General features: G+C 61.1%; 20 protein-coding genes and 1 pseudogene. 2 read left to right on the top strand and 19 right to left on the bottom strand.

All coding sequences use genetic code 11. From position 1 onward, the window contains the following. Positions 1-69 precede the first annotated feature (69 nt). From tpx to BT116_RS22390, 17 genes are all read right to left on the bottom strand, one after another. Positions 70-570, bottom strand: coding sequence for a thiol peroxidase (gene tpx / locus BT116_RS22470; RefSeq protein WP_013693326.1), 501 nt, complete (start codon positions 568-570; stop codon positions 70-72). A gap of 127 nt (positions 571-697) precedes the next feature. Further along, positions 698-1,369, bottom strand: a complete 672-nt coding sequence (locus tag BT116_RS22465) for a DUF3313 domain-containing protein (protein ID WP_072347186.1) — start codon at positions 1,367-1,369, stop codon at positions 698-700. A 92-nt stretch (positions 1,370-1,461) separates the two neighbouring features. Beyond that, on the bottom strand, positions 1,462-1,956 hold the full coding sequence (locus BT116_RS22460) for a hypothetical protein (RefSeq protein WP_072347185.1): 495 nt from the start codon (positions 1,954-1,956) through the stop codon (positions 1,462-1,464). 99 nt (positions 1,957-2,055) lie between these two features. Next, positions 2,056-2,553, bottom strand: coding sequence for a GNAT family N-acetyltransferase (locus tag BT116_RS22455; RefSeq protein ID WP_072347184.1), 498 nt, complete (start codon positions 2,551-2,553; stop codon positions 2,056-2,058). Positions 2,554-2,696: 143 nt separating this feature from the next. Next, positions 2,697-3,677, bottom strand: a complete 981-nt coding sequence (locus BT116_RS22450) for a LysR family transcriptional regulator (protein ID WP_072347183.1) — start codon at positions 3,675-3,677, stop codon at positions 2,697-2,699. 218 nt (positions 3,678-3,895) lie between these two features. After that, complete coding sequence (locus BT116_RS22445; RefSeq protein WP_072347182.1) at positions 3,896-4,840, bottom strand: peptidylprolyl isomerase; 945 nt, start codon at positions 4,838-4,840, stop codon at positions 3,896-3,898. After that, positions 4,837-5,316, bottom strand: coding sequence for a YbjN domain-containing protein (locus BT116_RS22440; protein WP_072347181.1), 480 nt, complete (start codon positions 5,314-5,316; stop codon positions 4,837-4,839). The genes BT116_RS22445 and BT116_RS22440 overlap by 4 nt, the downstream gene beginning before the upstream one ends. A gap of 22 nt (positions 5,317-5,338) precedes the next feature. Beyond that, positions 5,339-5,986 carry a DNA repair protein gene (locus BT116_RS22435; RefSeq protein ID WP_072347180.1) on the bottom strand — a complete coding sequence of 216 codons (648 nt, stop codon included), beginning with the start codon at positions 5,984-5,986 and terminating at the stop codon, positions 5,339-5,341. Between the two features lie 15 nt (positions 5,987-6,001). Next, positions 6,002-7,693 carry a putative porin gene (locus BT116_RS22430; RefSeq protein WP_072347179.1) on the bottom strand — a complete coding sequence of 564 codons (1,692 nt, stop codon included), beginning with the start codon at positions 7,691-7,693 and terminating at the stop codon, positions 6,002-6,004. A gap of 39 nt (positions 7,694-7,732) precedes the next feature. Then, positions 7,733-8,437 carry an energy transducer TonB family protein gene (locus BT116_RS22425; protein ID WP_072347178.1) on the bottom strand — a complete coding sequence of 235 codons (705 nt, stop codon included), beginning with the start codon at positions 8,435-8,437 and terminating at the stop codon, positions 7,733-7,735. A 2-nt stretch (positions 8,438-8,439) separates the two neighbouring features. Then, complete coding sequence (locus BT116_RS22420) at positions 8,440-8,868, bottom strand: ExbD/TolR family protein (RefSeq protein WP_072347177.1); 429 nt, start codon at positions 8,866-8,868, stop codon at positions 8,440-8,442. A gap of 10 nt (positions 8,869-8,878) precedes the next feature. Then, positions 8,879-10,678, bottom strand: a complete 1,800-nt coding sequence (locus BT116_RS22415; protein ID WP_072347176.1) for a DUF2341 domain-containing protein — start codon at positions 10,676-10,678, stop codon at positions 8,879-8,881. Positions 10,679-10,695: 17 nt separating this feature from the next. Further along, complete coding sequence (locus BT116_RS22410; protein ID WP_072347175.1) at positions 10,696-12,300, bottom strand: ShlB/FhaC/HecB family hemolysin secretion/activation protein; 1,605 nt, start codon at positions 12,298-12,300, stop codon at positions 10,696-10,698. A 26-nt stretch (positions 12,301-12,326) separates the two neighbouring features. Further along, positions 12,327-12,929: a transposase gene (locus BT116_RS31915; RefSeq protein ID WP_072347174.1), complete on the bottom strand. Its 603-nt coding sequence runs from the start codon at positions 12,927-12,929 to the stop codon at positions 12,327-12,329. A 465-nt stretch (positions 12,930-13,394) separates the two neighbouring features. After that, positions 13,395-14,192, bottom strand: a complete 798-nt coding sequence (locus BT116_RS22400) for a transglutaminase family protein (RefSeq protein WP_072347173.1) — start codon at positions 14,190-14,192, stop codon at positions 13,395-13,397. After that, a complete protein-coding gene (locus BT116_RS22395; protein WP_003201699.1) occupies positions 14,189-15,139 on the bottom strand; it encodes an alpha-E domain-containing protein in 951 nt (316 codons plus the stop codon). The genes BT116_RS22400 and BT116_RS22395 overlap by 4 nt, the downstream gene beginning before the upstream one ends. Before the next feature lie 3 nt (positions 15,140-15,142). After that, positions 15,143-16,552: a circularly permuted type 2 ATP-grasp protein gene (locus BT116_RS22390; protein WP_072347172.1), complete on the bottom strand. Its 1,410-nt coding sequence runs from the start codon at positions 16,550-16,552 to the stop codon at positions 15,143-15,145. A 920-nt stretch (positions 16,553-17,472) separates the two neighbouring features. Here BT116_RS22390 and BT116_RS22385 point away from each other — a divergent pair. Beyond that, complete coding sequence (locus BT116_RS22385) at positions 17,473-18,480, top strand: acyltransferase family protein (RefSeq protein WP_170845977.1); 1,008 nt, start codon at positions 17,473-17,475, stop codon at positions 18,478-18,480. A 69-nt stretch (positions 18,481-18,549) separates the two neighbouring features. On the opposite strand, the gene BT116_RS22380 is transcribed toward BT116_RS22385, so the two are convergent. Next, entirely contained in the window at positions 18,550-20,673 is a 2,124-nt protein-coding gene (locus BT116_RS22380; RefSeq protein WP_072347171.1) for a TonB-dependent siderophore receptor, read from the bottom strand. Between the two features lie 290 nt (positions 20,674-20,963). On the opposite strand from BT116_RS22380, the gene BT116_RS22375 reads away from it, so the two are divergent. Further along, positions 20,964-22,760, top strand: a complete 1,797-nt coding sequence (locus BT116_RS22375) for a methyl-accepting chemotaxis protein (RefSeq protein WP_072347170.1) — start codon at positions 20,964-20,966, stop codon at positions 22,758-22,760. Between the two features lie 182 nt (positions 22,761-22,942). Here the strand turns inward: BT116_RS22375 and BT116_RS22370 are convergent. After that, positions 22,943-23,222: pseudogene (locus BT116_RS22370) on the bottom strand (IS110 family transposase); the annotation flags it as partial.

Raw genomic sequence — 23,222 nt, 5'->3', positions numbered from 1 at the left:
CTAAGACGTTGAAGCACAAAAGAAAACGGCCTGGACAGGGCCAGGCCGTTAACAATTGTAATAAATACTTTATTTCAGAACGGCCAGCGCAGCGTCGTAGTTCGGCTCTTCACCGATTTCCTTGACCAACTCGCTGTGCAGCACGGTGTCGTTTTCGTCCAGCACCACCACGGCACGGGCGGTCAGGCCTTTCAGCGGGCCATCGGCGATCGCCACGCCGTAGTCCTGGATGAACTCGGCACCGCGCAGGGTCGACAGGTTCTGGACATTTTCCAGGCCTTCAGCGCCGCAGAAACGCGCCTGGGCAAACGGCAGATCGGCGGAGATGCAGAGCACCACAGTGTTGGTCAGGCCGTTGGCCTGGGCATTGAACTTGCGCACGGAGGTGGCGCAGGTCGGCGTGTCGACACTTGGGAAAATGTTCAGCACTTTACGCTTGCCGGCGAAGTCCTTCAGGGAAACGTCCGACAGATTGCCGGCAACCAGGGAAAAGGCTGGCGCCTTGCTACCGGCTTGTGGCAACTGGCCGTTGACTTGGACCGGGTTGCCTTTGAGGGTGACTTGAGCCATGAACGGATTCCTTCTGACAGGTTTGAAAAAGGTGAAGGCCGGAGTTAACCACGAAATGCTTGCGCGACCTATGGTTGGACATAAAAAGTCGTGGTTTGGACGCCGGCGCGTGAGGTTGCGGCGGTGGCTATTTAGCCTTGAATTTCAGAAACGACTGATGCAAATCCGACGCCCAGCCATCGATGACCCCTTTGACGTCATCGGGCTTCATCACCTGGGACTCGTTGGACAACGGCTTGCCCGTGCCCTTGCGTACCACCTGGGCGACCACCGCGTTGTTGCCACCGTCGAGAAAAACCGCTTCGGTGCCCAGGGTGGTTTCCTGGTCGCGAATACCGCTTGCCGTGCTGACAGCGGCCGCCACCAGCGCAATCGGGATCACCTCATAAGGTTTCAAGCCTTCGGTCTTGCTGCCGACAGCCGTTATGGCCGCCCGCATCACCAATACACCTGGCCCAGGCGCTGTCGCCAGGGGCAAGGATTTTCCTGCTTCCCGCTTGAGGGCCTGATCGTAGTAGGCGGTGATACCCGACAGCGTCGCCTGAGGGATCTTCTCGGTCGGCTGCGGCTTGGGGTAAAGCTGTGTCGGCTCGATATAGAGACTGGTGTACTTGCCTGGGTCGATCTTCGGATCGACCCAACGCATCACCTCAGCCCCCGACGGCGACTTTTCTTCCTTGAGCCGACTGTAATCCCCCAGGAAGCCGGAGTACTCATCCGGCTGTGTGACTTTGCTGGAGCAACCCGCCAAGGCGAGCGAGGCAATGCACACAGTGCCGATCATCGACGAAAACTTCATGCTGTCACTCCTGTAAGCCACACGAGGCGGGGCCGGAACTACAGGTATAGCCAATGGACAGGTTTTTGCCTGCTCTGAAAAGAATGCGCGATTCAGCCGCGCTCGCGCGGTATCAGGCTCTGCAACTGTTGTGCGAGGAAGTTGGCCTCGAACGCAAACGTGTCGGGATCCTTCAACCCGTTGGTCCGGCGCCATTGCCATTGCACCGACGGTGGTTGGCAAACCAGGGAAATACTGCCGTGACGGGTAGCGGCGAGGCCAATGATCGACAAAGAAATCAGCCCACCTACGCCCATCACCTCCGGCACGAATTCCACCGGTCTACCGGTAATGGTCAAGGTCAGTTTTTCAGTCTTGAAAGCGGACGTCTCTACCGGCGCACTCGGCCCGTGCGCCACATACGTCTCACGGCTCAGTTCCAGCAGACCGAGCGACATGACAGGCGCCAGCCATTGCTCGATTTGCCCGTACAGTGCCTTGATCTGCTCTGCCCAAACCATCGACTGGGCCTGGTGCAATTGTTTCTTGTGTGCTTCGCTGTCGGCGTAGTGACGAAGCATCTCGCCCAATTGCTGTACATCGTCCATGGGCCGGTCCTCGATTAAGGGAGTGCTGCGAAGAGCGATGATGACAGGTTCAAGACGTAGGCGTACGTAAAAGCCCTCTTTGCCTGCGTGCTGGGTCCTTCAGCGCAACCGTGCCATGGCCAGGGTGTCCACCCAGCGTCCGTCACGCACGGCGTAGTCGCGCATCAGGCCTTCGGTTTCGAAGCCAAACTTGCGGTACAGCCCGATGGCCGCTTCGTTGTCGGCGTACACCGTCAACTCGACCCGCCGCAAGTTCATCCAGTTGTCCGCAACGTCCAACGCGGCGGCCAGCAACATCGAGCCCACACCCTTGCCCTGCCAGGCGACCGCCACGCCCATGCCGAGGCTGCCGCAATGGGCACGACGCACTCGGGAAAACTGCTCCAGCCCCAGGTTGCCGACAACTTCACCCTCGTGCAGGGCCACCAGTTTCAATAAGCGCTCGTCGTCCATTGCCAGGCGCTTGCGCCAGACTTCGGTGGACTGGAAAGGCATCTGCAGCACCTGGCGAGTCACCGCCGGGTCGTTGTAGAGCGCGGTGACACCGGCGATGTGGATTTCAGTGAAGCGTACGAGGGTGATCGACGATTCGGACATGCGGCTCCTCCCTGGAGACGTGACAAGGCCGATCACTATAAGCCGCGCCACGCGCTATGGGGAACCTGTGGGAGCGGTGGTTCAGTTGGACGCCGCTATCGCGAGCAAGCTCGCTCCCACAAGGGCGAGACACTTTTTTTCGGTTATGCCTGGAACCAATCCCGACGCTCATCCAGCGTGTGATGGATCAGTTCACGAAGCATCTGCACCTCTGGCGAGCCTTCGGCCTGGACATTGACGGCCATCCACAAGTGCCGCTGCATCGACAGGCCGAACACTTGCGGCAATGCCACCAGGCCTCGGTCGAAACGGCTCATGTACTGCGGCAACAGGCCGATGCAGGCGCTGCAGCGAATCATTTCCAGCATCAGTTCGTAGGATTGCACCTGCACCACACCGGCCCGGCGTTGTTCTATCAGGGCGTTCCACGGGGCGAAGCCGTCCACGTGTCGGTCCGCCTGCCATTGCACCAGCATGTAATCGTTCAGGTCGTCCAGGCAGTCCGGGCGCGTGGCTGAGCGGGAGTAGCGCTTGGCAATGTGCGGCACATAGTCCAGCCGCGCCAGGCGATCCGCAGGCAACGTGGCGAAACTCGGCCCCTGCCCCAACGTGTGGGCATCGCTCAACCACAGCACCAGGTCGGCGCTGACGGCTTGCAGCGCCAGGTCACTGTCCAGGGTAATGATCTGCAGTCGCACGCGGGCATTGCGCCGTAGCAACGAGATCAGGTCGCGTCCCAGGATGTCATGCAGAATCGACTCGGCCACGGCGAGGCGAATCATGGGTTGTTCGTTCAACGGCGGCGCGCTTTCGTGGGCCAGAGTAATCAATCGCGCCTGCAACTGCCGGCCTTCGCGAGTGAGGGTCAAGGCGCTGCCTTGGAAGCTGAACAACGAGCGTTGCAGCCGCGCCTCCAACTGCGCCAACTGCTTGCGCAGCAGGGTTGCCTTGACGTTGAGGCTACGGGCCGCTTGCATGAAGCAGCCGCAACGGGCACTGACCAGGAAACACTGCGCCACCTGCGGTTCAATACCGCCGGCCAATGTCAGCCAGGGATCGGGGGCACGCAACGGTGTGCGGTATGCGGTGACAGCCTGGCGTCCTGCGGGCTCGGTGAAGGTCATGGGTGACTCCCTGTCGGTTGTACGAAGTGGCGAGGGGATTTATCCCCGTGGGTCGCGAAGCGGCCCCCTTGGCTTGAAATCCATCAGGTCTGACACTGAGGGATATTGATGGGGCTGCTACGCAGCCCGACGGGGATAAATCCCCTCGCCACAAAAATCCCCTCGCCACAAAGAAATCCTCTTGCCACAAAGGTGTTCACATCAAACAAAGTACTGGTCTAAAGCCCCTCCTCCAGCACCTTGCTCAACTGCGCGCCATCGATGCTCAATGTGGCCGTGTCGAGCATACCGTCCAGGTAGGCCTTGGCGATCTGTTCCTGGCGCTGGGCACGCAAGGCCTGGGTCAGGCGATCGCGGACTTCGTCCAGGGTCGCTTCCCGGGCCGGCTGTTGATCGGTGAGCTTGATGACATGGAACCCTGCCGGGCTCTGCACCGGGTCCGATACCGCGCCGACCTTCAGGCGTGCCACCGCCTCCCGCACCGGCGGGACCAACTGCTGCAACGGCTGGTAACCGCTGTCACCGCCGCGCTCGGCACTGGTGCGGTCCTGGGAGAAACGACTGGCCAGGGCGGCAAACTCGGCGGGTGACGTCTGGGCCTTTTTACTCAGTTCCAGCGCTTGCCGGCGCACCGCCTCTACGGTTTGCGGCTCGGTGGCTGCCAGGAAAATCTGGCTGACGCGGTACAACGCTGGTGCGGTCCAGTTGGCTTTCCCGGCGTCGTAAGCCTGCTTCAGTTCTTCGTCACTGGGATACCCGTCCGGCACCTGGCTGACCGACTGCATGTAGTCGCGAAACACGATCTGCTCAGCCGCCGCTCGCGTCTGCCGCCGCACCTCGGGCCGCTCGCGCCAACCCTGGGCGTCGGCCTGCTCCAACACGGCCTTTTCCGCCAGGCGCGCACGGATCCAGCCTTCCAGTGCAGCGCGATTGCCACGCATTTGCTGGCGAACCTCCGGGGCCAGTGCGGCCAGCAAGGTCTTGAGCTCTTCGGGGCTGACCTGCTGGTTGCCCAGTCGTGCCAAACTCGGCGTGTCGGCCGAAACAACACTGGCGGTCTGCACCGCGGCGACCGGATCGCTGCCCGGCCGCAGGCCCAGCACCAGCGCCACGGCGATCAGCCCCAGCGCGGCGGCGCTGATGACGAAGGTCGGCTTTTTCACGATGCGACGGCCTCCTGCGATGGCGCTTCGACGGGCTCGGCCGGGGTTTGCAGGCGCGCCGCGTTCTGGCTGTACTCACGCAGGTAGACGATGAATTCCTGCAACAGGCGATCCCACAGTTCCAGGTGGCTGCGCAGATGATCGGCACTCACGCCCGCAGCAACCACGACGTCCATTTCCATCACCAGGAATTCGCCCTGCAGCGACAACCGGGCAAAGCGACGCGAGGCGTTCCACAACGCCACCAACCCAACTGGCAACTCGCCCTGTACCCGCAAGGCACAACTGAACGTGAAGTCCAGGTACTGGCCCGCTGTCGGCGCAGGATTACCCAACCGCACCGCAAAGCCGATGCCCTGGCTGGCACTGAGCAGCTGCACGATACCGTTCTGCTCGGTTTCGTTGACCCGATAACCCGCGGCCTGCAACCACTCGGTCAGGGATTTTGCACCAACGTATTCAATCATTGAGGTCATGTTCGCTTCTTCCTTGTTCTGTTCAGTGAGTGATCGAGGCCTGTGGCGCATCGAAACGGTTCTTGTAGAGATCATCGCCGAACCCCTGGGCCAGCTCTTCGAAACGCACCCGGGCCTTGGCCGCGAACGGCTGGCGGATCTTCATGATGTCGGTCACATCAATGGTTTCGTAGGCATGCAGCAGCGCCTTGGCGACTTCGTACATTTGCTGATTCTTGACCGAACATTGCTGCACTTGTGTGTCACGCTCGGTCAATTGCGCCTCCAGGCGAGCGCGCTCGGCCTCTTTGCCGCGGGCCAGGACCAGCAGCTCGTCGTAGGCTTTCTTGAACTTGCCAATTTGCTCGTTGCTGGCCGCCACCTGGGCCTGGGCCTGGCTTTGCAGGTTTTGCTGATGCCCAGCCAGTTGCTCATTCAGGGCCTGGGCCTTGCTCAATTGCGCGGTCAATTGCTTGATCTGCGCCTGGGCTTCTCTGGCCTGGCTCTCGGCAGCCTGACGAGCGGCGCTGGCCTGGGCCTGCTCGCTTTGCAGGGCCTGCAACTGGGCGGTGGTGCTGCGCAGTTGTGCCCGCAGCCGCTCTTCCAGGCCTTCGCCATGAGCCACGCCACTGAGCAGCAGGCCCAGCACCAATAACGCGGCCGGGCATGGGTATTTGGCTCGCCTTTTCATGAGGCCTCCCTGCGCTTAGAAGCGCGTGTTGATTTCAAGCTGCAAGACATCGATGTCGTACGGCGCGCCGTACACCGCTTCGGAACTCAACCAGCGACCGGTGGCGAAAACGTTGCTCGCCAGGCCATAGTTGCCGCCCAGGAAATAACCCTTGGCGTTGGTGCCACCCAGATGGAATGACGAATCGTTGAAGCCGTCCGGCAAGGCATCGGGCTGGATGTACTTGTAGCCGGCGAACAGGTTCCAGTCGCCCTCGCGCTTGAGCTCCAGCGAGTTGCCAAGGGTGAACTGGAGCATCCAGGCGTTGGCGCCGCTTTCCACCTCGCCATCGCTGTCCAGGTTGTTGGCGAACTGCCCCTCAGAGCGCTTGCGCATCTCGCCTTCGTCGTAGCCCAGGTTGTGGACGTAGTGGGCCTGGCTGCGCAGTTTCAGGTCTTCGGGAAGATCGGTATCCCACGCGACGTTCAGGTCCAGCAGGTTGAACTCCGAGGCCAGGCCGACGTATTGCGGCTGTGGCGTGGTCGATGGGTTGAGAGGGTTGGGCGTGATGTCGCGCAACAGGAACACGGTGTTGCCCTTCTGCATGAACGCTATCCGCGAACCGTCGCTGTCACAGCCTGGATCACCGGCCCAGGGCTGGCATGGCGAAGAGCGCTGGCCTTCGATGTCGTCGAAGCGGTAATAGGCCAACGCGCCCTTGATGCGGTTGCTGTCATTGATGGCCCAGTTGGCCCCCAGTTGCGCGCCGTACAGCCACTTGTTGTCGCTCTCTTCCTTGTCGCTGCCATTGCTGGTGCTGGTGTCGTTGGTGTACTCCACCGGGAACGCGCCAACAGTACCGAACACGCCCCAATCCTGATTGAGCTTGTGGTTGAAGTTCGCCGCCACACCGTCGAAGTTCAGGTCACCGGAATACAACAGGTCGGTGGAGAAGAACGGGTTGGCGAAACGCCCGCCGGTGAGGGTCAATTCGTCCGAAGGCTTCCAGGTCAGGTAGCCCTGGTCGAGCCAGATGTCTTTCTTGCCAAAGCCACCACCGAGGGTCTGAGTGGTGGACACCGGGTTGTTGTCCGAGCCGGTGCCGATGCGGATGCCCGCCGTCCATTGCGGGGCAATCACGGCCTTCATGCCCAGGCGTGCGCGCAGGCGGAACAGGTTCTCGCGGTCTTCACGGGTGTTGAGCAACGGCGGCAGGCTGGAGCTGCTGTTGGGGTTGACGTCGTAGGGCCCCTTGTCGTTGAGCCGGGCGAAGTCGACGATTTCGTTGCTGTTGGTGCCCGAGTAATAGCGCGACTCATCCCGCAGGCGAATGTCGCCGTCAAAACTGATGCGCGAAACCCAGTCCGGGAAAGTATTGGGTTGGGCCCAGTTTTCCTGCTTGGCGGTGGCCATGACTTCAGCCTTGACCTGGTCGCGAATCTGCTCACGCACAATGTTCGGCACGTATTGCACCCGCACGTCCCCCGGCGCACCGGCCGGCGTCGCGGCGACTGCCGTGGCGGCTTGGCGGGCCTGCACGGCTTCCCGTTCGGCCTGGGCAATCAGGCCGTCGGCCTGGTCCTGCTTCAATACGCCCTGCTGCACCAGCAGGCGGATCAGATTGATCGTGGCGTTTTCCGAAGGCGCCGGGGCGGCCAACGCGTGCCCGGACAGGCCCAGAACGATCAGGCCGATCGCCCACGATAATCGATTCACATTGGAAATCATCTGCACACAACTCCTGTTGGCAAACTTTCAAATAGTCGGTTAACCCGGCCGCCGTCCCTGCAAGGACAGGCGCACGGGTAAAGTCAGGGAGGCCGGTGGCCGTTCACTCAAATGGGGTGCGGCACGCAGGGCGGAAATCACTTGTTCGTCCACTTGCGGGTTGCCGCTGGACTTGACCAGCTCGACCCGAGTGATTTCGCCCACGGCACTGAGCCAGACATCGGCCTGCAGCGAGAACGCCAGACTGCGCAGGTCGGGGTTCTCCCGCAGCAAGCGCTGGAAGGTGAACGCCAGGAACTGGCTGTAAGTGCCATTGCCGAGGCGTCCGCCCCCGGCCCCGGCCATGCCACCACCCTTGCCGGCACCGATGTTGAAGGCGTCATTGCCGGATTGGGCATCGCCGTCCATCTGCATCGGATTCGCCAGGTCATCGACTGGCGACGGTGGCGCCTCTTCCTCGGGCTTGACCTCTTCAGGCTCCGGAGTCGGTTCTGGCTCGACCACCTTCTCCTCGACCTGAGGTTCCGGCTCCTTGGGTTTCTCTGGCGGTGGTGGGGGCGGAGGCGGCAACGGGATGATGGTCGGCACCTTCGGTGCTTCACGGCGCACGCCACTCATGTCGTTGGCCCACTGCCACAGCAGCCAGGCCGCCACGGCGACGAGCACCAGGCCAACGGCCCACTTGAGCAGGCGCAGCGGCGAAGTCTTCACCGGGGGCGGATCGATGGGGAGTCTGGCGGTCATGATCAGCCCTGGCTCGGTTTGCCGGTCACCAGACCGACCTGGGACAGTTCCAGACGCCGCAACAGATCCAGCACTTCAATGACTTTCTGGTACTGCACCGTCGCGTCGCCGCGCACGATCACCGGGAAGTCAGGGCTCTGGGCCTTTTCGATGCGCAGGCGCTCTTCCAGCTCGACCAGGGTCACCGGATAGGCATCGAGGAAAACCTGCCCGCCGTCGTTCACCGAAATCGCCTTGGTCTTGGCCTCGGACAACGACACCGAGGCACTGGCCTTGGGCAGGTTGATCTGGATACCCGACACCTGGGCCGTGGCCGTGAGGATGAACATCACCAGCACCACCATGAGCACATCCACCAGCGGTGTGATGTTGATGCTGTCGACTGCGGCATCATCATCGTCGTCATCATGTGAGGCGTTTACGCTAGCCATGGCGATTTCCTCAGGCCGGTACGGACGATGGGGCGTGATGATTGCGGCGATGCGCCGCTTCACCGGACTGGCCTTCGCCGTGCATCTCCGCCAGGCGCGTGATGAACTCGTCGACGAACACGCGCATGTCGGCGCTGACTTCCTTGTTGCGGGTGATCAGGCGGTTGTAGCCAAACAGTGCAGGGATCGCGACGAACAGCCCCATCGCCGTGGCGAGCAAAGCCGCGGCCATGCCCGGGGCAATGGCGTTGATGTTCACATCACCGGCCATGGCCGTGCCGAGGAATACCACCATGATCCCCAGCACGGTGCCAAGCAGGCCGATATACGGGCCGCCGGCGATGGCGTTGGAGAGGGTCGAGAGCTTCGAGCTGAGCTGCTGGTTTTCCCGGGTGCGCACGCCATCCATGGAACAGCGGATCGCTTCGATGGTGGCCGCCGACACCGACGAAGTGTCAGCGCCCTGCTCACGGCGAGTGCGGATTTCCTTGACGGCCACCAGGTACAAGCGCCACAGCGATGAATGTTGCAGGCGCTGGGCGAGGTCCTGGTCGTCGGCGAACATCTCCAGGCGTGTGCCGATCCTGGCGAATTGTTCACGGAAGGCTTCGTTGGCCGCGCTGAGACGGCTGATCATGCGGTTCTTGCGGATCATGATGATCCACGACTGGAACATCATCAGCACCAGCACCCCGATGATCACCCAGGCGTCCATCGGCACGGCGTTGAGCAGGAAACCCAGGCTGCCGAAACCGAAGCCAGACTGCTCTTCATCGACCCCGTAGGCCACCAGTTTCGACTCGGCGCCCTGGGCATTGGCGTCGGCCAACAACAGTGGCGCCGGACGGGCGACCTTGGACAGGCGCGCTTCGTCCATGGCCCCACCAAATGGCGCGAAGGCACCGGCGGACACGTCTGCGCCCAAGGCCATCGGCGAGTTGAACGCGGGCATCGCCACCGCCAGGCTCGCGGTTTCACGCCCGTTGACGTAGAGCACGACCCGGTCGCCCGAGGCGGTCAACGCCAGGTGCTGCCACTGGCCAGGATTCAGCGGCTGGGTCGAGACCGCACGCTGGTCATTGATCGCAACGAACGGCACCCCCTGGTTCACGCCAATCAACAGGCTGGTGGTGGCTTCGCGACGGGCCAGGATGATCTGTTCGCCACTGGCCTGGTCCTGACGCAGCCAGGTACTGAAGGTGAACGCCGCACCGGCACTGTGTTGCAACGAAGGGCTGGCGGGCAACAGTAGCGGCTGGCCGTTGAACTGCAGGGCATGCCCGATCACGCCGTCGATGCTGACACCGGCTGCGCCCTGGGCATTGTTGCCGTAGGCCGTGGTATCCCGGGGCGGTACACCGGTGGCGCCTTCAAAGTGGTACAACGCGGTGTAGTCCGGGTCGAAGGTCAACTGGCCGCTGCCTGTGGCTGGCGCCTTCTGGTTGCCGTAATACATCCACACGTCCTGGCGCTGACCGCCCTCCACGTTGGGCACATCGACCCAGATCAGCGCCATGCCCATCAGCGGGTCGAAGCTTTCGATCTGGTGATTGAGCACGGTCTTGTCGTCGGCACTGACGAAACGCAGGTCCGAGCCGTCGTCCTTGACCCCGTCGAAGGTGAAGTTGCCGGTGTGCAGGCGCACCAGCAACGCCGTGCGACCCAGCGCCTGGGCGATGGCCGCGCCCTGTGGCGTGGTGTCCACCGAAATCTGTTTGCGATAGTGCCAGTCGTCCTGCCACCAGGCGTTGGCGGTCGCCGGAAGCACCAGCCCCAGGCAGATAAACAGGGATAACAATAAGCGTTGCATGGACATGACTCCTGGGTTCAAAACGTCGCTTGCAGGTTGAAGTGCAGGCGCGATTCCTGTTTCGAGGTGTTCGGCCCTTCGAGCAGCGGATAGCCCCAATCGAGGCTGCCGGACAGCCATTTGCTCAGGCTTGCGCGGGTGCCGAGGCCGACGCTGGCGAGGCTGTAGTCGGCTTCCTGGTCGGGCAGTTCGTCACGCAGGTACAACTGCGCGCCTTCGGCGAAGGCATAGAAGCGCCACTCCTGGACGTAGCTGCCGAGGAATTTGGCGAGGGACGGTGTGCGCAGCTCCTGGGACAGCAGGTAACCGTCGTCCCCGGTGCGCTCGGCGGCCAGGTAGCCGCGTACCGAGGTCGCGCCACCGGCAGAGAATTGTTCGTTGGAAACCAGTGGCCCGGAGGCGAGCTGGAAGGCGGCCTTGGAGGCAGTCTGCCAATCATTGGCGAAGGTGAAGGTGTAATTGCCGTCGCCCTTGAGCACGGCGAAGCTGGGGCTGGCGCGATAGCGCTTGTAGTCGAATTCTTCGTCGGAGCTGCCGTAGCCCAGCAGACTGCGGGTACCCGCCACCAGGCTCAGGCCGAGGCCCAGCTGGCTGGTTTCGGTGTAGCGAAAGCCGTTGTAGGCGAAGGTGAACGGCGCGTACTTGAGCGGTGCCTTGTCGCTGGCGCCGCCGAGGTTGAGCTCCTCCTCGAAATCCTTGAAATCGACCCCGACGGAAAAACTGTTGGCCCACGCTCCGCTGGAGGGCAGGCTGTAGATCGCCGACACCCCGTAGGAATGGCCTTTGCCCAACACGTTGCTACCGCCGACGGTCGCCACGTTGCTGTCGGACTGATAACCAGAGAACTGCACGCTCCAGCGTTCGCTCAACGGCGCGGTGTAGGAACCCGACCAGACCTTGGCATTCTCGGTGTCCTGGGGCGCCGTGAAGAAGGTCAGCGAAACGCTGTGGCCCAGTTGCCAAAGGTTGTTGTAACCCAGGCTGGCAACGGTGCGCAGTTTCTCGGTGTCGGCGCTGTAGTCGTTGTTCACCCCCAGGCTGGCCTGCCAGGGGTCCTGGTCTTCGACTTGCAAATCCACGTCCATGGTGCCGGGGCGCTGGCCTTCGCGCACCAGCGGCATGACCTGGCGCCCCGGGGTTTTATTAAGCAGCGCCAGTTCAGCCTGGACCTGGGCGAAATCGGGCACCTCGCCTTCCTTGAGCGCTGGCACGTCATCACGGATTTCGACCGGGGAATAATGCTTGGCCCCCACCACCCGCACCCGGCCAATCTTGGTCTCGCTGACTTGCAGGTAGACGATGCCATCTTCCACTTTCTGCTCTGGCAGTTCGACGAACACCGATTGATACCCCCGGGCCTGATAAGCCTTCTGCAAGGCTTCCCGGGCGCCCTCGATGTCGCTCAAGGCCTTTTGCGGGCCGAGGAACGGGTACACTGCTTCCTCGATGGCCCGGGCATCGAGCACGGTGTTGCCTCGCACGAAATACTCGTTCACGTCTACCAGGCGCGTCGGTGCCGCTTCGGCCTCCTGCCCTCCTTCTGCAGCGATTGCCGCCGGCCCCCCGACCGCCAGCAGCAACCAGCCCCACAGCGCCGGCCGCGATTTGAAGAAATGCTCCACACCACCCCCTGAATTCAAAGTACGGCTCAATTGCTTGCGGTCGATGTCGTGGCGTGCCGGGCCAGCCAGGTGTGCAAAAGCGCGAAGTTCAAGGAGAACTCCGGCATTTGCAGCAAGGCGCCACAGAACACTTCACCGATGATTTTCTGGATGAGCCGCACTGCCCGCGCGTCGCCCAGCAGTGTGGCGAGGTCTTTGCTCAGGACGTTGAAGCTCCAGACCTTCTGGTTCAGGTCCAGGCCGACGAACCAGCGAAACAGCAGGTTGTAGTTGAGTTGTTCGTAGAGTTGCTGTTCGCTGGGCACCGAATAGAGCAGCTGCAGCAGGAGGATATGCATGGCGGTTTGCGGTGCGATCAGCATCTGGGCGCTGGCATTGAGCCCCTGCAACACATCGCGATGGTCATCCAGCAGGTCGTCGATCTGCGGACGCAGCAAGACCAGTGAATGGCCTTGCGGAATGTAGCTGGACACTTCCTTGAGCGCGCCCTGCCAGTCATCCTGGGAAACAATCCAGACCCACGGCGCGCCGTAGCGATACACCGAAACCGGCTGCTTGCGCGCCGCCTCGACGATCTTCGACAGCCGCTGGTCAAGCTCCTGCATGCCCACTTTCGAATAACGTTCCATAGTCCCCATCGCCTCACTCCCGGCTTCGCGCCCCGGCTCCAAAACGACCTGAAAGGTCCCCTTGAACACGTCACACTGGCATGACGGGAATGGCGATGTGCTACCGAACTTTTGTCATGAAAGCTTCATTTTGGAGGGCAAGAAGGGAGTGAAATCTTGTGGGAGTGTTCAACCCTGTGATGGGCGACAGCGAACCCCCTGTGGCGAGGGAGCTTGCTCCCGTTGGGGCGCGAAGCGGCCCCGGGACCTGCCGACTCAGTGTGTCAGGAAAATACCTTGGGGGCCGCTGCGCAGCCCAGCGGGAGCAAGCTCCCTCGCCACAGACGGTCCGGGGCAATGAGTACCGGCCTTATCGCGACCGGGTCGCTCCCACAACAGGTTCTCGGGTGTTCACGACAATGACGTCCACCGTCAATCTCCTGTGGAAGCGAGCCTGCTCGCGATGAGGCCGCCAGGCTCCGCAGGCTATTGGTGCTGCACCTGCACCATCGAACTCACCTGCACCCGCGCCTGCATCTGTTCCGCCCCGCCACCCCGGCGCATGCCGCGTACCGGGCAGGCGTCGAGGTAGTCCAGGCCGACCGCCAGTTTCAGATGGCGGTCTGGAAGGGTCAGGCGGTTGGTCACGTCGAAGCTGTACCAGCCATCATCCAGCCAGGCCTCCGCCCAGGCGTGGCTCGCCAGGTGGCTTTCATCTTCGGTGCACAAATACCCGGAAACATAGCGCGCAGGAATGCCCAGGCTACGAGCGCAGGCCAGGAACGCGTGGGTATGGTCCTGGCAAACCCCCGTCCCACCGGCAAACGCCTCGGCGGCCGTGCTGTTGACCGCCGTCGTGCCAGGGCTGTAGGGCATCCGCGCCGCCAAACCGTTCATCAGATCGGTCAAGGCCGAACGATCACGCCGACCGGCGCATTGCTCGACGGCGAAGGCGCTGAGGGTCTCATCCGCCTGGGTCAGGCGACTGGTGCGCAGAAAAGGCAGCGGCGACTGGTTGTCCGGTTCCATCGCGATGGACTGATGGATTTCCACCTCGCCATAAGCTGTCAGGATCAAGGCACCGTGGGGCTCGTCCATGGTCATCACATGCAAGATGTTGCCATAGGGATCAAGCTGGCTACGTACCAGTCGCGGCAGTTCCAGGTGCCATTGCAGGATACGCTGGCGCTGAGTGTCCCGGGGCGTCAGGCGCAGGAACTGGATGCTGGTGCAGACTTCATCGGCGTAGCTGTAGGTCGTGTCGTGGCGTATGGACAGTTTCATACGACCTCCAGGTAAGACTCATGGACGGTCTGGCCCAAGTGGCGGATCTGCCCGATCAAGTCGGTCAACCATTGATGCAGGCCCGACGCCAGGATCTCATCGATCCCCGAATAACGCAGGCGTGCATTCAGTTCGGCGGCCAGGCGTTGCGCTGGCCGACCGTTGTTGCCCGGCAGGCTGGCGAGAATGTGGTCCAGCTCCTCGATGCAGGCATGCAGCGAGCGCGGGACGTCAGCGCGCAGCAGCAACATCTCGGAAACCTGCTCGGCATTGGGCGCATTGCGGTAGATTTCGTTGAACGCCTCGAACGAAGACAGCGCACGCAACAAGGCACTCCACTGGTAATAACCACGGGCCGAGTTGTCGCTGACCTCCTCCGATTCCTCGCCGAACATTTCATAGCGCGCATCCAGCAGGCGCAGGGTGTTGTCGGCCCGTTCGATGAAGGTCCCCAGGCGAATGAAACAGTAGGCATCGTTGCGCATGATGGTGCCCGACGTCGCGCCACGAAACAGGTGCGAACGCTCCTTGACCCACTCGCAGAAATGGCTGATGCCGTAGCGGCCCAGGCCGTTGCTGGCGATGTTGCGCATTTCCAGCCAGGTGGCGTTGATGTTCTCCCACATGTCGGCGGTGATGCGCCCGCGCACGGCATGGGCATTGGTCCGCGCGGCCCGCAGGCAACTGTAGATACTGCCGGGGTTGGTTTCATCCAGCGCGAAGAAATGCAGCATGCGCTCGGTGTTGAGTGCGTCATAACGGGCGTTGTAGTCGTCCAGCGTACCGGCCGCCAGCAGCGACATCGCCAGCTCCGCATGGCCATCGCTGCGCCCGGCCTGGGGCATCAGCGACAGCGAATAGCTGACTTCGAGCATGCGCGCCAGGTTCTCGGCGCGCTCCAGGTAGCGGGACATCCAATAGAGGTCCGAAGCAGTTCTTGAAAGCATGTCTTAGTCCTCCACTACCCAAGTGTCTTTGGTGCCACCGCCCTGGGACGAGTTCACCACCAGCGAGCCTTCGCGCAGCGCCACGCGGGTCAGCCCGCCAGGCACCAGGCGCGTTTCCTTGCCCGACAGTACGAACGGACGCAGGTCGATGTGGCGCGGTGCGATGCCGCTCTCGACAAAGGTTGGACACGTGGACAGACTCAAGGTGGGCTGGGCGATGTAGGCTTCGGGACGAGCCTTGAGGCGCGCGCGGAAGTCTTCGATCTCCGCCGCGCTGGCGGCCGGCCCGACCAGCATGCCGTAGCCGCCGGAGCCCTGGGTTTCCTTGACCACCAGATCCGGCAGGTTGGCCAGCACATGGGACAGGTCCTGGGGCTTGCGACACTGCCAGGTGGGCACGTTTTTCAGAATCGGCTCTTCGGTAAGGTAGAAGCGGATCATCTCGTCGACGTAGGGGTAGATCGACTTGTCATCGGCCACGCCGGTGCCGACCGCGTTCGCCAGCACCACATTGCCCGCGCGGTAAACGGCGATCAGCCCAGGCACGCCCAACATCGAATCGGGGTTGAACGACAGCGGGTCGAGGTAGGCATCGTCAAGGCGACGATAAATCACGTCCACCTGTCGTGGGCCGGCGGTGGTGCGCATGTACACATGGTCGTCCCGCACGAACAGGTCGGCCCCCTCCACCAGTTCCACGCCCATTTCACGGGCCAGGAACGCGTGCTCGAAATAGGCACTGTTGAAGCGCCCCGGGGTCAGCACCACGGCGGTGGGGTTCTCGAGGGGGCTTGAGCTTTTGAGGGTGTCGAGCAGCAGGTTCGGGTAATGATCGATGGGGGCCACGCGCTGGGCGGCGAAGAGCTCGGGGAACAGGCGCATCATCATCTTGCGGTCTTCGAGCATGTAGCTCACGCCGCTGGGGGTACGCAGGTTGTCTTCCAGCACGTAGTAGCTGCCGTCACCGTCGCGAACCAGGTCGACACCGGCGATATGGGCGTAGATGCCCCGGTGCAAGTTCAGGCCCTGCATCGCGATCTGGTAGCCCTCGTTGGCGAGCACCTGCTCGGGCGGGATGATGCCTTCCTTGAGGATGTGCTGCCCATGGTAGATGTCGGCCAGGAACATGTTCAGGGCCTGGACCCGCTGAATGCAGCCACGCTCGACCATCTGCCATTCGCTGGCCTTGATGCTGCGGGGAATGATATCGAAGGGGATCAGGCGCTCGGTGCCCTGCTCGTCCCCATAGAGAGTGAAGGTGATGCCGGCTCGATGGAACAGCAGGTCGGCTTCGCGGCGGCGTTGTTCAAGCAGTTCAAGCGGGGTGTCCGCCAGCCAGCGCGAGAAGGCTTGGTAATGCGGGCGGCAGTCACCCTGGGCGTCATACATTTCATTAAAAAAAGCGTGGGGCATAGCCAACTCCCAGCCGCGTTCTACACGGCATTTCTTATCACTTCGTCATTCCGACGGTTCGGCCTTGCCTTGCTTTAAACCCTGCTTGATTGAGTGCGGTCTTGGGATTGCCCTCTGTTGCTCTTGATGGATGGTGTGTCCTGGCCTGAAAGGCCGGGTTTTCAATCCTTAGCAAAGGGTGTGCCTAAGCGTGACGGTGTCACGTACTGGATAGAAGAAGTATTGCAAAACCCCAAAAAGGCGAAATTATTTTTCGATCTGGCGACATTAACGACCATAAATGCGGGCGCCCTTTTCTCTCGAACGGGGCTTGAAAGGCTCTTGAGCGAGTGGAATGGGACAGCCGTGCCCCACAAGAGGGAAGTTTTTACTCATTCATCCACGGCTAACCCCTCACGCGCCGCGCTCAACCCCAAGCAGTGAAAACCTGAACGCACTGCAACGTTGCAGGAAAATGCACGGATTCATACCGTCGCCCCAGCTTGAAGCAGCCAGCCGTTCACCTCAGCTCATCGAAGAGGGGGCGGTGATCGAACCATTGGCGATTTCCAAAGGCCTACGTCCTCGGGACCTGTCGCGGGTGACCCGAAACAATCACATGCCTGTGCACGAAGCGTAGACCACTTCCCTCAAGGTCGCGGGCAGGTTGCCTTCGGTCTCCTTCCAGGCGGCCCCGGACAACCATTCTGATGTGCCGCGTCCGCAATTGATGGTGTTGCGCCCCCCTGTTCATCCCGTGGACAGCAAGTGGTGTCGGCGTTTCGCTGAGGCGTTCGTCATCGCGAGCAGGCTCGCGATAGGCATCCACCTGAAACAATAGTGTCAAATCTGCCAATTATCCCCACTACCCCGCCGCCGCCCCGCAAACCACTATTAACGGCTCGCAAAGCCACATAACTTATCGCGCAATTTGTTTAAGGATGATGCGCGTGGGAGCTTATCGGTTGCTGCTGGCCGTGCTCGTGGCCGTTTCTCATATGGGCGTGACGTTCATGGGTATTAACCCCGGCGCTGTTGCCGTGGTGTCCTTTCTGATCATCAGCGGCTTCGTGATGACCTCGCTGATCGAGAGGACCTACAACACCCCCGGCCAAATCCGCCTGTTCTACATGGATCGATTGCTAAGGCTGTACCCACAGTTTCTGGTGTACTTCGTCCTGTCCTGCGCGGTCATCCATTTCCTTCTGCCGGGAACGCCCCCGGCGGCCGCGCTGACGCTCGAAAACATCGCCACCAGCCTGCCGATCGTGCCGCTGGGCTTTTACATGTTCGGCATCACCGTGCCCGAGATCCTGCCACCCGCTTGGTCCTTGGGTCTGGAAATGTGCTTTTACCTGTTGATCCCGTTCCTGATTCTCTACAGGATGCGGGGTATCGCCTTTGCGCTGTCCGTAACGGTGTTCATGGTAGCCTCGCTGGGTTACCTCGACACCGACATCTACGGCTACCGCCTGCTGCCGGGCGTGCTGTTCATTTTCCTCTGCGGCAGCTATCTGTATCGGGCCCAGGCCAAGGGGCTATGGATCGCATCAATCACCATCGCTGTTGCAGCCTTGATGTTCCTCACCATTATCGTGGGGATCATCCCCCGCCGGCCTTTAACCGCCGAGGTGACCCTGGGTATCGCCCTGGGCCTGCCGACGGTGTTTCTGCTCAGCAGGTTGAAGCATCACCGGCTGGATGAGTTCCTGGGAAATATCAGCTACGGCGTGTTCCTCAACCATTTTGTGGTGATATACGTGTTGCGCGCATTCTGGCCGGTGGAGTACAGCATCCTGATCATCACGGTGGTGCTGGTGCTGTCGTTAGCGATGAGCGGCGTGTCTTACTACGCGGTCGAAAGACCGGCGCTGAAACTTCGTCATGCTCTCAGGGCGGGCGTTAAAGACGGCGTCATGCAGACGCCCGTTGGCAGCACGGCGGCTTAGCCGCTGACGGCCATACAAAAATGCCCGGAACGCAGGTCCCGGGCATTTTTGTGTTTCAGCGCAGCCGAATCAGAACGTCACGCTGGCGCTCAGCTTGGCAGTACGCGGCTCGCCGACATTGACCTGCAACTGGCTCCCAGTGGAGGACGGGTAGTACTGCTTGTCGAACAGATTGTCGACGTTCAGTTGCAGCGAAGTCTTGTGCCCCAGCACCGGCGACTCCCAGCGCAGGAAGGCGTCGGCGACGGTGTAGCTGCTCAGCCAGAAATCGTTGGCGTTGTTGGCGGCGCGTTCGCCGACGTAACGAGCGCCGGCCCCCGCATGCCAGGCACCGAATTCGGCGGGTACGTTCAGGTGGTGGGACAGGTAGAGGCTGGCGGTGTGTTTAGGCGCGTCGGAGAGGCGGTGGCCTTCGTTCTTAGGGTCATCAAGTATTTCCGTATGGGTATAAGCGTATGTGCCGATCAGATCCCAGCGGTCGGCCAGGCGGCCAGTGATGTCGAGCTCCAGGCCTTGGGAACCCACCTTGCCAGCGGCTTCTGCGATGTTCTTTCCGCCGACCACAGTGGTTGTTACTACGTTCTTTTTGACGATATCGAACAAGGCGAGGTTGATATTCAGCCCAGGCATCGGGTCGTATTTGGCACCCACTTCGTAGCTACGCCCTTCTTCCGGCTTGAAGGTGCTGAGGTTGTCGTCGACGGTATCGTTGGGCTTGAATGACCGGCTGTAATTACCATAAAGAGACAGGGTATCGGCAGCTTTATAGACCAATCCCAGGAATGGAACGAAGGCGTCGCCATTATCGTCGCGAACCCCCTCTCGCTTGATCATGCCTTGTTCAGCGAATTGGTCGTAATGCTGGTAGCGACCACCGAAGACCAGTATCCAGCGATCATCCAGGTGCCAGTTGTCCTTGAGATAAATGGAGCTGGAGGTCAGTTGGTTACTCAGGTTGCTCTGTTTTGCATTCAACTTGCTGGGTTCTGTCAGCCCACCATAAACCGGCGCAGTGATGTCGAACCCTCCTTGCGCATCCCCACGGTAGGTCTTGCCACGAAACTGATCGGACACTTGATTATCGACGCCAACCAACAGGTCATGGCGCTGGCCGAACAACTCCTGCTTGCCGATGAAGTCCCAACTGGCGTAGCGCGTTTCGTCATCGTAATGAGCGCCGTTGGATTTTCTGCTCAGTTGATTTCCCGTCAAATCATCGGGCTGCGCAATCGAAAGACTGTACCGATCATTGTTCCAGCCATAGGTGACCCGCGTTTTCCACGCCTCGCTCAGCTCATACTCAAACCGCGCTGTCGCCGTTTCGCGAATGCCGACACTCTTGGCCCAAGGCTCATCCAGGCGTTTGTCATAGTCGATATCCACCGGATGCCCGTTCCTGAACACCGTCCCACGATCAAACGGATTGGAATATTCGTTGTACTCATAGCTGAGATTCAACGAAGCCCGCTCCCCCGTCCAGGCCAGGGACGGCGCCACCAGCGTGCTCTCGTTGACCCCATAGTTGCGCCAGTAGTCCTCATGACCACGTTCGGCAATCAAGCGATAGGCCAGGCCGGTGTCTCCCAATGGCCCGGTGGTGTCCAAGGCCATGGTGCCGCCGCCTTCGCTGTAGGCCGAGCCGCTTAAGGTGGTGCTTTGCGTGTATTCCGGTTTCTTGCTGATGACGTTGACCAGGCCGCCGGGCTCCAGCGCGCCGTACAACATCGAGGCCGGGCCCTTGAGCACTTCGACGCGGTCGGTGGTGGCGCTGAAGTTGTGGCCCAGGTTCGAACGCACGCCGTCGCGCAGGATCGAGCCGTCGTCGTTGGTGCCGAACCCGCGCTTGACCAGCGAGTCCCTCGAGCCGCCCAGGGTGTTGCCCTGGCTGACGCCGCTGACGAACTTCATCGCGTCGTTCAGCGAGCGCACCTGATAGTCGGCCAGGGTCTGCTGGGTCACCACGTTGATCGATTGCGCTTCTTCCTTGATCGGTACATCGCTCTTGCTCGCCGTGCTGGCTTGCGACGTCGTATAGCCCTCGTCCTGAGTGACGCGACTGCCCTGGATGTCCGTGGCCGGCAGTTCGAGAGCGTCCTGTGCCCACAATGGGCTCGCTATGAAACAGCAGGACAGCGTTGGTAACACACACTTGATAAAGACGTTGCGATTAGCGAGGGGGGTGGAACGTTTCAAGACGCGCACTCATGGAAGGGACGTTAATGAGAGCAAATATACTTTGAGAATCATTCCCAGTAAATCTTTTGTATCAAATGATGATTGCCGCAAACCCTTGTAGAAGCGGGCTTGTTCACAATAGCGGCGGTGCATCCAACATCAATGCAATAGCCTCATTGCCATCGCGAGCAAACTCGCTCCCACAGATTTCGCGAACGGTGATATCAAATCGCCCTGCCACCCTAAAGCTTTGGCGTGCGCGGTCGAATGTATTCCATTGAGAGATTTTTTTGCCCAGGAGCAGCGGCATGCAGACGTTAAAGGCCTTGTACGAGTCTATCGAGATGCAGTTTTTCGATACCCTCACCAAAAAACTATCGAGCCTTTTCCTGTTGGTGCTGGTCAGTGGCTTGCTGTACTGGGTGGCCCTCAGCGCCCGCGCCGAGATCGTGCTGCAGTTGCGCAATGCGCAGTTGGACAGCGCGTTGCTTGGGCAGATCGAAGGTCGGCTCGACAGCCTCACCCATGCCCTGCTCTTCGGCGCGTTCCTGACGCTGTGCATGATCAGCTTCATGGTCTGGTATTTCCGTCACCTCATCGTGCGCCCCGTCACCGCCATGACCAAGGCCCTGGAAGAGATCGCCAACGGCGAAGGTGACCTGTCCAAGGACCTGCCGCTGGTGACTCACGACGAAATCCGCGTGCTGGCCGGCACTTGCAACCGTTTCCTGGCCAAGCAGCGGGAGATCATCAGCAACGTCCAGGCTCTGACCGTACACATCGCCGTCGAATCGGCGCGTTCGTTGAAGAACATCAGCGACTCCAGCGACAGTGCCACCCACCAGGCACGCTTCGCCAAGGAAGTCATGGACCAAAGCAACACCGCCGTGGGCCGTATCGAAGAAGTCTCGCGCCAGACCCAGGGCATTTCCAGCACCACTGCCCAGAACCTGAGCATGGCCCGCGACTCCTACGCCGAGCTGCTGGAAGTGACCGGCAACATCAGCGAAATCTCCAGCAGCCTCGGTGAATTTGCCACGCTGGTAAGCGCCTTGAACCAGCGTTCCTCAAGCATCAAGTCGATTGTCGGGTTGATCCAGCAGATCTCTGCCCAGACCAACCTGCTGGCCCTCAATGCCGCCATCGAAGCCGCCCGGGCCGGCGAAAGCGGTCGGGGCTTCGCGGTGGTCGCCGATGAAGTGCGGACCCTGGCACAAAACGTCAGCCGGGCCACCGATGACATCTCACGCAACATCGACGCCATGCTCGAGGAAGTCAGCTCAACCCACGAACAGACTACCCAGATCAGCCACAGCGCCCGGGAAACCCAGAAAGTGGTGGAGCGCGCCTCCGGCCATTTTGAAAGCATGATCGGCGACTTCGAATCCACCAACGGCAAGCTGGCGGACATCGCGACCCATATCCAGCAGTTCGCCGACAGCAACACGGGGATCAACGACCGAGTCACTCAGATCCACGCCGACAGCCAGTTGATCGACCAACGTATGCAGCATTCGGCAACGGCCACCCGCGACCTGTCCGGCGTGGCCGAAAAGGTCCAGGCGTTGCTGGGTCGGTTCGTGCTCGGCCACGGCAAGCTGGACGCCGCCATCACCCGCGCCAGCGAGTGCCGCGACACGCTCCAGGTTCGCCTGGAGGCGCTGCAAGGTGAAGGCCTGAACCTGTTCGATCAGAACTACCAACCGATTCCCGGCACCGACCCCAAGCAGTACATGACCAGCTACACCGAACGCTTTGCCCAGGTCTGCCAGGAGGAATGCGACAAACTCACCCGCAGCACGCCGGGTGGCAAGGTTTCGTTCATTGTCGACAGCAAGGGCTACTGCCCGGTGAACAACAGCTGGGTCTCCAAGCCGCCGACCGGCGACCGGGCGGTGGATTTGCCGGTGTGCCGCAACAAGCGAATCTTCAACGACCCGATCGGCCTGCGTGCGGCGAGCAACGTCCAGCGTTTCCTGCTCCAGACCTATCTGCGCGATACCGGGGAAATCATGACCGAGATCGACGTACCGTTCTTCTTCGGCGGCCGTCATTGGGGCAATTTGCGGGTGGGCTTCGATGCGGCGGTGTTGTTGGCGGAGTGATCAACAGCGCAATCAAGCCAGACAACCACCCTGTGGCGAGGGAGCTTGCTCCCGCTCGGCTGCGCAGCAGTCGCAAAACCGGCTGATACAGTCGGCCTGAAGGACCGCCGGGGCCTGCTTCGCACGCCAGCGGGAGCAAGCTCTCATCAAACAAAATACAACCCTCTGTTTTTAAAAAGCTTTTAAGCTGCATCGACCACCCTCATACCCAACTTAGTAGCCTTGCGTTGCAAGGCTCTAATTTGGCGATTACGACTTTGGGCCTCAAACTCCTCTATGCCTTTTTCCACATACGGCTGTCCTTTGGTCAGCATGGCGTAGATCAACCGGGCCAGTTGATGGGCGGTAGCTTTGATCGCGCATGAGGTATCCATGCGGGCCAGTCTGGCGCGGTGACTGGCGCCAATAAAGCTCTTGTCGTTACGGGCACTGGAAGCAGCCTGCTTCAGGGCCTGCGCGGCT

The sequence above is a fragment of the Pseudomonas sp. NFACC16-2 genome, assembly GCF_900119205.1.
GTDB lineage: Bacteria > Pseudomonadota > Gammaproteobacteria > Pseudomonadales > Pseudomonadaceae > Aquipseudomonas > Aquipseudomonas fluorescens_Q.
Note: the sequence above shows the minus strand (reverse complement) of the source record. Positions and strands in the feature narration are given on the sequence as shown.